Genomic DNA, 11,454 nt, shown 5'->3' with positions numbered 1-11,454 from the left:
TAACTGAAAATAAAATAATAATTTCAGCAGAATTCTTTTTCATAAATGACAATAGTTTTTTTGTTTTAAACGAGATACTCGGATCATTATATAACTCAAAAGAAGACCCCTTGTTTAAGGCGAAATGTTCTATTAAATGTATCTTTTCTCGTAAGTTTCTACATTTATTTGTGTCTCCTTCATGCAATATAAAAAATCTCCAAAATTGCCACCATCTTCTACAATTTAGTTCTTTATATTTATTAAAAACTCTAGCATAATGATAATTAGCACCTAATTGAATAAAGTGACTTGAAAAATCTAATAATGGTTTATCCTCTTCAAACCAATTATTTCTTAAACAATTCTCTAGTTCAAAAAAAGGATCAAAAGAAGCCCAAACTGTTACCTTATCATCTTCCCAAAGTGCAGGATAAGTAAATAAACTAAAAATTGTATCAAATTGGATCAAATCATTTTTAATTCCCAAACCTAAAGATTCATAAAACAGATGAATTGCTCTATAATCTTGAAATATATCTGAATAAAAAACTTCGATTCCAGTTCTGGTTTTTGTATATGGTAAGAGTGCTTTACAAGCATTAGTGTATCTTTTCTGAGTTTTTTCTATTCGATCTATTTCTGTTTTCACTTCTTTGCTTTTTGGTATTTTACAGCTTTCGTATTGATATAAACCTTCTTTATTTTTTGGTTTATTTATCATTTTCCTCATCATCTTTATTCTTTGCTCATTATTTCTATAACCTCCTGTTTGTTCATCATAGAAACAATTGTCAGCTTCCTTATATAAAAGAAAACACTGAGTTTCCTGTGTTTGAATAGGTGTTTGAATAGGTTTTTGTAGTTTTTGACATTGTTCTTCATCATTTACAAAATGAATCGTAACAATTTTAGCCATTTGCTTCTCATCAATTTCATTTTCAATATTATTATAATATTTAAGTTCTATTGAGCTAGATAGACTATTGTGAATAATCTTAAAACAAAATTTTTTTTGCTCCTTTGTGTCCTGACATTCTTTCTTAAGTTGGCTATTAATTATGTTTATTTGTTCTTCAATAGACAATTTTTTTACCTCAGATATTTTTAATTCAGTTGATTTATTTTTTTCACTTTCTTTGATTTTAATTGCTTCTTTTTCTCCATTAATATTCCCTAACCTAATAATTTTTTGTGGTGAATGTTCTGTACCTGGTATTCTAATATAGTTAATCTCAAAATCATTCAAAAATTGACTGATATTAGGTTGAATAATCTCATGATAAGTTGTCAAATATTCCCCATAATCTTTATAAGTTGATAAATCTCTTCTTGTGGCAATTTCATCTTGTCTGCTTTGGGAATCAATATATACACTAGCCGCATTTATCGCTGTGATTAGTGCGATGAATCCAACGAATATATTGACAATAGCTTCAGCATTTTCAATATTAGATTTTTGATTCCAATCTCGCCTAAAATCTTTGAACCATTGTTTGATTCTAGACTGTAATGAGTCAGATTGATTAACTTCTTCTATTGTTACAAGTTTCCTAATAATAGGTAAAACAGAATTTACTGCTTTTCTTCTGGCTTCATTTTTCTTTTGTCCAAGTTTGGTTTTTGTTATTATAGTCTCTTCAAAAATAATAACACAAGTACACTGCCATTTACCCTCCTTCCATTGATACTGAAATTCAGGTTCTTGTAGTTGATATTTTTGAGCGATTTCTCTTAACTCATCAATAGGATCATTCATGTTTCATAAGCGATATATGTTGCTATCAGAACCATTGAATCGAGAATATTATCTATGTTTTTATTCACAGTGAATTAACTATGTTTTTAACATTAGATTTTAACAATAAACCGTATTCAATACCTTCTACCACTGCTTGATAAGAAGCTTCTAAAATGTTAGGAGAAACCCCAACAGTTGTCCAGCGTTCATTACCATTACTAGACTCAATTAAAACCCGAGTATTAGCTGAAGTTCCGGCACCTCCATCTAAAATTCTAACCTTATAATCAGTGAGATGAAATTTTGCAATTTCCGGGTAAAAATTAACTAAAGCTTTGCGTAATGCACTATCTAAAGCGGAAACAGGCCCGTTACCTTCTGCTACTTCTAATCTATCTTCCCCATTAACCGTTACTTTAATAGTAGCTAAAGCATTACTGTAAGGCATTCCTTCCCCATATAACATATCACAATGAACTTGAAATCCTTGTAACTGAAAAAAGCTTTTTGTTTGCCCTAAAGCTTGACGCATTAATAGCTCAAAACTCGCTTCTGCTACTTCAAATTGATAGCCTTTGTGTTCTAATTCTTTAATTTTTGCCAAAATTTCCCGACAAGCAGGATCTTCTTTCTTTAACTCAATCCCGAAGGTTTTGGCCTTAGATAAAACATTACTTAAACCCGCCATTTCTGAGATAACAATGCGCCTTTCATTGCCAATATTTTCTGGTTTAATATGTTCATAAGTTAAAGGATTTTTCTGCACCGCAGACACATGAATACCTCCCTTATGGGCAAAGGCAGAACGTCCCACAAAAGGCGCGTGATCATTCGGGGCTAAATTAACCATTTCGCTGATCAAACGGCTCGTTTTTGTCAGTTGGGTTAACTCGGTTTCTGCTAAACAGTGATAACCCATTTTTAACTGTAAATTAGGAATTAAAGTGCATAAGTTAGCATTACCACACCTTTCTCCGTAACCGTTGATGGTTCCCTGGATCATTCTCACCCCTTCTACCACACCGGCTAACCCGTTGGCTACGGCGGTTCCTGAATCATTATGAGTATGAATGCCTAACTGGGGGCTATCATTGTCGGGTTGAATGTCTAAGGCCACCACCACATCTTTAACAATACGGGTGACATCGTGGGGTAAGGTTCCCCCGTTGGTGTCGCATAACACTAACCATTCTGCACCGGCTTCTTTGGCGGTTTTTAGTGTTTTTAGGGCATATTCAGGGTTATTCAGATAACCATCAAACCAATGTTCTGCATCGTAAATTACACGCCGTCCCTGACTGCGGAGATATTCAATGGTATCGGCAATCATGTTTAAATTTTCTTCTAGGGTGGTTTTAAGCCCTTCTGTGACGTGCAAATCCCAAGATTTACCAAAAATGGTCACCCAACGGGTTCCGGCGGCTAAAATCGCTTTTAAGAGGGGGTCTTCTGCTGCTAGTTTATTGGGGCGACGGGTGGAACAAAAGGCCACAACTTCTGCTTGTGTAAGAGGTTCTTCTTGTAATTTCCAGAAAAACTGCACATCTTTGGGGTTTGCACCTGGCCAACCCCCTTCAATGAAGGGAATACCCATTTTATCCAGTTGACGGGCAATTTTCAGTTTATCTTCTAAGGATAAGGATATTCCTTCCCGTTGGGCCCCATCTCTGAGGGTGGTATCGTATAGCCAAATGCGCTTATCAGTCCCCATAGAATTACTTTGGTTTGATGAAATAGTTGAAAGATAGTTTGTCCTATTTTCTAGATTACCTCATGATAAGCGATCGGGCTGATTAATTATTTCTATAGATAGGTTAAAATAATTGAACAAGTTACTCGTTTTATCCTCCTTCTGGTTTTCTCACAACTGAAACCTGATTGCTATAGGAGTAAATTTTTTCTTAACTCCTAGCAATAAAAGGTGTAAAATAGAGATAGAAGAATCTAGGAAAAAAATTAAGATTCTCTCATTAGAGTTGAGGCCAAGACCAATGATCAATAAATCATTAAGTTTATTTCTAGGAATTACTCTATCTTTAGGTGTTTTAGCTACAGAAACCTTAGCTTATCCTCGCCGAACGCGTGTCAGTCCTAGTCCTGGAATTCATCGCACAATTACTGCCCCAAATAGAAGAATAGGCAATAATTATTCTCGAGGTAATTCTTATTATAGAGGTAGGGGAAATTATCCCTTCCGAGAAAGAGTTGTCATTCAAAGAAATCAACGGGGTTCTTGTTACAATTGCGGTTACTATAATAACTATAATCCCTACCAAAGTTATCGTGGTCGTGGTCGTGGTCGTGGTCGTAATCGTCATGTTGTTCCTAATTCCCAATACTATCGTTATTATAGGTAAATTCATGTCAGTATTCAGCTATCAGGTATTAGATATTAGCTTATTTTATATGTTTCTAGAAAGTAACTGGAATTATACAAATGCTGCTTTTTTATCTCTTAGCTGAATACCAAATGGTTATAAATTAACTCACAGTCCGTAAACAATAATAATTAATAAAGGAACAATAAAAGTAAACATTAGGGTTAGGGGAAGTCCTACACGGGTAAAGTCTAAAAAGCGATAACCTCCTGGTCCATAAACCATTGTATTTGTTTGATAACCAATGGGGGTTATATAACTGTTGGAAGCAGCAAACATAACCGCTAATATGAAAGCGATAGGATTAAGATTGAGATTTTTAGCAACTTCAGCAGCTACAGGTAACATCAATAAAACAGCAGCATTATTAGAGATAATTTCAGTTAATAAAGCTGTCAACAAATAGAAAATAACTAGAACTAAATAGTTAGGTAAATAAGAAGCTAAATTGACAATATACTCAGCAATTAATTGATTAGTTCCTGATGTATCCATAGCAATACCTAAAGGAATTAATCCTGCTAAAAGAAAAATAATATCCCAACGGACTGCTCCATAAATTTCTCCTGGTTTTAAACATCCTGTAAATATCATCAACATTACCCCCACTAAACTACTGACCAAAATAGGTAAAATTTTCAAAGCAGCTAGAATAACAACCCCCAAAACAATAGCGATCGCAATATAAGATTTATTTTGTCTTAAAGTTTCAACGTCTCTTTCTTCTAATACCAATAATTCCCTGGTTGTTTGTAATCCAATAAAGCTTTCTCTTGGTCCTTGTACTAACAATAAATCACCAAATTTTAAGCGTACTTTTCCCAGTCTTTCTCGTAATAATTCTTCCCCTCGACGAATAGCAATAACTGTCGCATTATATCTTTGTCTAAAGCGTAAATCTTTGAGAGTAGAACCAATTAAACGAGAATTAGATAATATCAAAACTTCAGCTACTTTATCCTCTCCAAAAGTTAGTTCTTCTTCAATTTTTTCTTGATCAAATTGTACATCTGCCAAAATATCCACCCCCCTTTCATCTCTAATTTGTAATAAATCTTCTTTTCTTCCTCTTACTAATAAAATATCGCCCAAAGATAAAATTTTATCGGCTAAAGGTTGAGGAAAATGAATATCATTATGGATGATTTCTAGAACATCAACATCAAATTTTCTTTGTATGCCACTTTTTCTTAAAGTTTGTCCAATTAAACTAGAACGAGGAGTAATAATAATCTCACTCACATAGTCTTTCATTTCATAATCAACATCCAAACCATTGTTATTAACAGATTTGCGATCGGGTAAAATTTTCGGAGCAATAAAAGTTAAATAAATTAAGCCAATAAAAAATACAGGAATGCCAATGGGTGTTATCAAAAAAATACTAAATTCCCCATAACCTAATTTTTCTGATAAACCACTAGCTAAAATATTAGTAGAAGTTCCAATAATAGTAAGAACTCCCCCTAAAATTGCCGTATAAGAAAGTGGAATTAGTAATTTAGATAAAGATATTTGACGCTTTTTACCCCAACCTTCTATGATAGGTAAAAAGACAGCAACAACAGCAGTATTATTAATAAAAGCACTGATAAATCCCACGATAATACCCAGAGCCGCAATTTGCTTTTTTAAACTTTTTCCCCCCAATTGAAACAGTAAATCTCTAACAATTTGTAAGCCCCCTGTTCTTGTAATTCCTGCACTTAAAATAAACATAGCCATCACTGTGATGGTCGCTGAATTACTAAATCCAGAAATTCCCTCTTCTGGGGTAACTAATTTACATAATATCAATAAAACTGTAATGCCAATCGCTGTAGTATCCACAGGAAAAAATTCACAAACAAAGCTAATTAAAGCTAATACTACAATAATTAAGGTTAAAATAATGGGTGAAATAGACATAACAAGAAAATTTAATCTCTTTAGAATTAACCATCATATCATAAGATCAGTGTAATCCTTCGACGCGAAATAAGGTGATCTCAAATCCTCAGAAAAAAGAGAAGAATTTTTAAAATAAGTGGGTATAATTTATAAAGACAGTCGAAACTTTTGCATATCTAATGACGCGTTCTCTAAGAAAAAGACAATCAAGAAAACGGAAACCAGATAATTCATCTGTTGACATCAAAGATAAACTCGCACAAAAACGTAAAGCTAGAGAAAGTCGAAGAAAACTAATGGGGTTAATTGGCTTTTCCCTATTCTTTGCCATTCTTGTTGGTGTTCCCCTGACTTTTACTGTAAGTCCTAAAATTGGTGGCGCTGTGGGGTTACTAATTCCTTTGTTTGTAATGTGTTACAATTACCCCCGCACAGCTTTGTGGGCTTTTCTAATTTATATGCCATTTAGTGGGACTGTAACCTATTGGATTGGTGGTGGTAATGCCCTATTCCAGCTTTCTAAAGATGCTTTTTATATTCCTGGACTTTTGGGTTTGATGCAGTATTGTAGAAGCAAACGACAAAGCATTATTGTCTATAAACCACTTCTGACTACCTTGATACTACTAATTACTTGTGCCTTATTAACTTTATTTTTAGTTAATGGATTCAAGCAATTTTTACCCACTTGTGATTCTCTTCCCGAGTTCGACAGATTATTGCGTGATGCTAATGGAGAACCTATTTTAAATGCGCAGGGAAGAGTCATTGTAACCCCTTGTAAAGAGTCAATTCCCTTTGCCCAAGGACTTTTAGGGTTAAAAGTTTTAGCTGGTTACATCCCTCTAATTTTTTGTGGTTATTACTTAGTCAAAGATAAAAAACAGTTATTGTTTCTAGGCCGTTTATTAGTGTTGTTGGCAATTATTTGTTGTGGCTTGGCACTGATACAATTTTGGATGTTTAAAACTGGAAGATGTCAAGGCACAAATCATTTAGGCGGATCACAATTGTTTAAACCAAACCTAGACGCAAAATGTTTAGTTGGAGGTGCTGCTTTATACTCTCCAAGTCAGGGGCAAATACGTATGCCTGGAACTTTTGTTTCTCCTTGGCACTGGGGGTGGTTTTTAGTGGCAAATGCTGCTATTTGTTTTTCGGTTGCTTTTAGTGATACTGCATTCTTTTGGAGAAATTGTGGTTTGGTTGGCATGGCCATGGTCTTTATTAATGCTGTTATTTGTGGTCAAAGATTGGCCTTAGCTGTGGTTCCAGCTGTGCTAATTATTATGCTAGTTTTAACTGGAAAAATTGCTGATTTTAAACGATTTATTCCCATTGCTGTCGGTTTATCTGTGGTCTTATTTCTAGGATTTTCTTTTTTCAATCCTGACTTTATTCAAGAGCGAATTGATAGTTTTGTCGGGCGATGGAATGCCTCTCCCCCTTACCTATTCATTCAAGAACAATTTGATTTTGCATTCAGAACTCAACGAGGTATTTTAGGACATGGCTTAGGTTCAGCTACCAACTCAACCCGAATATTTGGAAAAGTTTCTCTCGTAGAAACTTATCATCCTAAACTTTTCTTTGAAATTGGTCCTGTTGGTTTGATAGCTTTTATGATTTTTGTCAGTCATTTATGTTTTTTAACCTTCAAAGAATACCGTGGTTTAAAAGATGAATGTCTAAAAAGCTTTGCCTCTGGTTTTTGGGTATTTCTATTAATCATTAGTTATTTTCCTTACTGGTATCCTCTGGATACAGATCCAGTCTGTGTTTATTTTTGGTTGTTTGCTGGAGTTCTTTTGAAACTTCCTGTAATAGATAAAGAAGAACAAGCTAAACTTAAAGCCCAAAAAGCAGCCGAAGATGCACTTAAAAAGCGTGTTAAAATTCATAGAAAAAAACCATCCGCCATTTAATTTATAAACCTTAAAAATCATGTCTTATCCTTCCATTTCCCTGATTATCCCAACCTATAGACGAGAACAAATTTTAAAAGATACCTTAGAGGATGTTCTTAAACAGGATTATCCTCATCTGGAAATTTTGGTAATTGATCAAACAGAAAACCATGCTCCTAAGATTCAAACTTATCTAGAAAACCTAGCTAAGACTGATAAAATAAAGTTGTTTTCTGTTAGTTGGGCAAGTTTACCAGCAGCTAGAAATTATGGGGTTCGTCGTTCTCAAGGTGAGATTATTATCTTTATCGATGATGATGTTGAACTACCCAAAAATTACTTATATACTCATGCAAAGGTTTATCAACAAAATTTAGAAGTTGGAGCGGTAGCTGGAAGGGTTTTAGATAGAATGAAATTGGCTGATTCTGAAAAAATTAATGATTCTCAAAATCCTTATACCATAGAACTATTACCCCCAGAAGCAATGGACCCTGGTATTGCTTGGTATCATATCGATCTAGTTCATACTACAAAACCTCAAGAAGTTATTTCAACTCGCGGTTGCAATATGTCATTTAGACGAGAAATTTTTACTAAGTATAATATTTGGTTCGATGAAAGATTTAGAGGAAACGCTGTTAGAGAAGAATCAGATTTTTGTTTACGTTTACGTCAAACAGGTTATAAAATTTGGTATGAACCTGATGCTTACTTGGTTCACTTAGGGGAAGAAACTGGTGGTTGTCACGATCTAAGTACCCGTTCTTTTTCCTATCAAATAACTTTCTATCACAACCATTTTTTAATGGCACTAAAAAACTTAAATTCGCCACAACAATTCCGTTTATACACAAAACTTTTTGACTGCCATGTATTGGGGAACCCTCCTTGTAATAAAGGGGGATCTCCTCTTAAGATTATAGTACGTTTCTTCTTTTACATTTTGGGATTTATAGATGCTGTTAAAACTACCTTTCTATCTCGCTGGGACGATGGACAAATATACAGTAAAAATGATAGCTACAATCAGCAATTAAAACCTAATAATTCTCTTGAATCTGTATCTTAAGTTTTAATAATAAAAAACACGAAAAGCTCATGAAAATCTTAGTTGCTAGTCACACTTATATTGTTGACCTTAATTGTGAAAAATTTGAAACTTTAGCAAAACTTCATCCTGATATTGAAGTTACTATTATTGTTCCTAAAAAATGGAAACCTGGAGGAGTTCAAAATAAAATTATTGAGACTAAACCCCAGAATAAAGGCAATTTTCGAGTTGTTCCTATCTCCAATTTTAGTCAGAATAATCAGGGATTACTGACTTTTGGAAGTGATATTATTAAAATATTGAATGATTTTAGACCCCACATTATCCAGGTAGAACAAGGTGTTAAATCTTTTGCTTATGCTCAATTAATAACACTGAATAAATGGTTAAATTTGCAAGCAAAAAATGTATTTTTCACCTGGTGGAATCTTCCCTATAAATCGAAATTTCCTGTTTCTTATTTAGAAAGATACAATTTAAGTAATACAGATGGTTTAGTGGCAGGAAATCAGGATGCAGCCGATATCCTTCGAGATCATGGTTATGATCAAGATGTCGTAGTTATGCCACAATTGGGAGTTAATGAAGACTTATTTTGTCCCCAAAAACAACCAGATTTATCTCATCAATTAGGTATTAAAGAAGAAGATTTTGTCATTGGTTTTGTAGGAAGATTTGTGGAAGAAAAAGGTGTTTTAACTTTATTAAAAGCTATTCAATCTTTACCAGAAAAAAAATGGAAATTTCTTTTATTAGGAAGAGGAGAACTGAAAGAAAAAATTATTCAAGAAGGTCAAAAAAATGGCATTAACAAGCAAATAATAATTGTGGAAAGTGTTGCTCACGATCAAGTTGCTAAATATATTAACTTAATGAATGTTTTAGTCTTACCTTCAGAAACAACTTATAAGTTCAAAACCTTAACTGCTGTGGGTTGGAAAGAACAGTTTGGTCATGTTTTAATCGAAGCAATGGCTTGTAAAGTTCCTGTGATTGGTTCAAATTCTGGGGAAATTCCTAATGTTATTGGAAAGGCCGGTTTGATATTTCCTGAAGGAGATGATCACGCTTTACAAAATTGTTTAACTCGATTAATGTTAAATAAAAAGTTAGCTGGTGAATTGTCGGAAAAAGGCTATAAAAGAATTTTAAATTATTATACAAATAAAGCCCTAGCACAAAAATCACTCAGTTTTTATGAAAGCCTTGCTAAAATCACCTAAATAAAACAAAAATCTGCTACACTATTATTTGTTATTTTCCATTAAATCCTGAGATGTAAAAATGTTAGACTCTACTTCAAAAGCTAATGAACCATTAGATATAGAAAACAACTTTGCCTTGATTTTAACAGCTACCATCTGTGTGGATAATTTACCAAGAGTCTATCCTGCTGAGAAATCAGTGAGAGAACAGCAATACTTGAATACTTTAAATTATTATCTCCATAATCATCCCAGACTAAAAAAAATTATTTTTATTGAAAATTCTGGAAGTTCCTTAAATGCTTTAGAACAAGCAACTAAAAATAATCCCTATCAAAAGCAAGTGGATTTTATTTCTCTCAATAATAACCTCAGTTACGGTTTTAAAGGAAAAGGATTTGGAGAATGTTTGCTGATTCAAGAAGGCTTAAAAGAATCAAAGCTAATTCAAACTGTAACTCACTTTGGGAAATTAACAGGGCGCATTTATCTTGAGAATATTACCCAAATTTTAGAAACCTGTCCTGCTAATTTTGACTGTATTTGCGATTATAAAGATCAAGGTTATAAATTTAAAAATGCTTTATCTAAACAAAATAATATTACTCCTTTTTGTGATACCAGATTTATTGCATTTAGCTGGAAATTTTATAGCAAGTACATTGAGTCTTTACATTTACAGTTTATTGAAAAACATCCTAATAAGGGATTTTTCATCGAACCTGAATATTATCGGATAATCCACTCACTAGAAAAAGAAGCAAAGATTATCAAAAGATTTAAAAATGAGCCAAAATTTTGCGGAGTTTCTGGTCATTCAGGAGGAAAAAAATATGGAGGTAAGGACTATAATAGTTTCAGTGAACAACTAAAGTATAAGTTCAGATCCACTACTCGTCAACTGCTTCCTTGGTTGCACATCTAAACCTGAGTTAGGAGTTCGGGGTTGCAACTTTGTTAAGGAAATAATCAATGTTTGAAATTTCCGATTTTGACAAGTTATCTATCAATTTACTTATATAGAACTCAGGTATCTAGGAATAGGGAATAATAGTAAGCTTATTATTAATGGTGAATTCAACAGAAATAATATGCTATACTTAACCCAGTATATACTTACAAAAAATTATGCTAATTTTACCAGGAACCACTGTTAAAGTAACAAACCCTAATGATACCTATTATAAGTTTGAAGGCTTAGTACAACGAGTCAGTGATGGCAAGGCCGCTGTCTTATTTGAAGGAGGTAACTGGGATAAATTAATTACTTTTCAACTTTCTGAAATCGAACCTGTTTAGT

General features: G+C 33.5%; 9 protein-coding genes. 6 read left to right on the top strand and 3 right to left on the bottom strand.

What is annotated here, in order from left to right; genetic code table 11:
• The coding region (locus tag QNJ66_RS21860) for a hypothetical protein (RefSeq protein WP_300510749.1) at positions 1 to 1,738 on the bottom strand (1,738 nt) is incomplete at its 3' end.
• A gap of 64 nt (positions 1,739 to 1,802) precedes the next feature.
• On the bottom strand, positions 1,803 to 3,431 hold the full coding sequence (cimA, locus tag QNJ66_RS21855) for a citramalate synthase (RefSeq protein WP_300510747.1): 1,629 nt from the start codon (positions 3,429 to 3,431) through the stop codon (positions 1,803 to 1,805).
• A 280-nt stretch (positions 3,432 to 3,711) separates the two neighbouring features.
• Here cimA and QNJ66_RS21850 point away from each other — a divergent pair, with 280 nt between their 5' ends.
• Positions 3,712 to 4,077 (top strand): hypothetical protein, encoded by a 366-nt coding sequence (locus tag QNJ66_RS21850; protein ID WP_300510745.1) that lies wholly within the window; start codon positions 3,712 to 3,714, stop codon positions 4,075 to 4,077.
• A 129-nt stretch (positions 4,078 to 4,206) separates the two neighbouring features.
• On the opposite strand, the gene QNJ66_RS21845 is transcribed toward QNJ66_RS21850, so the two are convergent.
• Positions 4,207 to 6,006: an SLC13 family permease gene (locus QNJ66_RS21845; RefSeq protein ID WP_300510742.1), complete on the bottom strand. Its 1,800-nt coding sequence runs from the start codon at positions 6,004 to 6,006 to the stop codon at positions 4,207 to 4,209.
• Between the two features lie 161 nt (positions 6,007 to 6,167).
• Here QNJ66_RS21845 and hpsL point away from each other — a divergent pair, with 161 nt between their 5' ends.
• From hpsL to QNJ66_RS21820, 5 genes are all read left to right on the top strand, one after another.
• The gene (hpsL, locus tag QNJ66_RS21840; RefSeq protein ID WP_300510740.1) at positions 6,168 to 7,913 is read left to right on the top strand and encodes a hormogonium polysaccharide biosynthesis protein HpsL; all 1,746 of its coding nucleotides are present in this window, start codon (positions 6,168 to 6,170) and stop codon (positions 7,911 to 7,913) included.
• Positions 7,914 to 7,932: 19 nt separating this feature from the next.
• The gene (gene hpsN, locus QNJ66_RS21835) at positions 7,933 to 8,967 is read left to right on the top strand and encodes a hormogonium polysaccharide biosynthesis glycosyltransferase HpsN (RefSeq protein WP_300510738.1); all 1,035 of its coding nucleotides are present in this window, start codon (positions 7,933 to 7,935) and stop codon (positions 8,965 to 8,967) included.
• A 29-nt stretch (positions 8,968 to 8,996) separates the two neighbouring features.
• The gene (gene hpsO / locus QNJ66_RS21830; RefSeq protein WP_300510736.1) at positions 8,997 to 10,172 is read left to right on the top strand and encodes a hormogonium polysaccharide biosynthesis glycosyltransferase HpsO; all 1,176 of its coding nucleotides are present in this window, start codon (positions 8,997 to 8,999) and stop codon (positions 10,170 to 10,172) included.
• Between the two features lie 61 nt (positions 10,173 to 10,233).
• On the top strand, positions 10,234 to 11,079 hold the full coding sequence (locus QNJ66_RS21825; RefSeq protein ID WP_300510735.1) for a hypothetical protein: 846 nt from the start codon (positions 10,234 to 10,236) through the stop codon (positions 11,077 to 11,079).
• 203 nt (positions 11,080 to 11,282) lie between these two features.
• The gene (locus QNJ66_RS21820; protein ID WP_007304908.1) at positions 11,283 to 11,453 is read left to right on the top strand and encodes an NAD(P)H dehydrogenase subunit NdhS; all 171 of its coding nucleotides are present in this window, start codon (positions 11,283 to 11,285) and stop codon (positions 11,451 to 11,453) included.
• Position 11,454 lies beyond the last annotated feature (1 nt).

This window comes from Crocosphaera sp., from assembly GCF_030064895.1.
Lineage (GTDB): Bacteria > Cyanobacteriota > Cyanobacteriia > Cyanobacteriales > Microcystaceae > Crocosphaera.
Note: the sequence above shows the minus strand (reverse complement) of the source record. Positions and strands in the feature narration are given on the sequence as shown.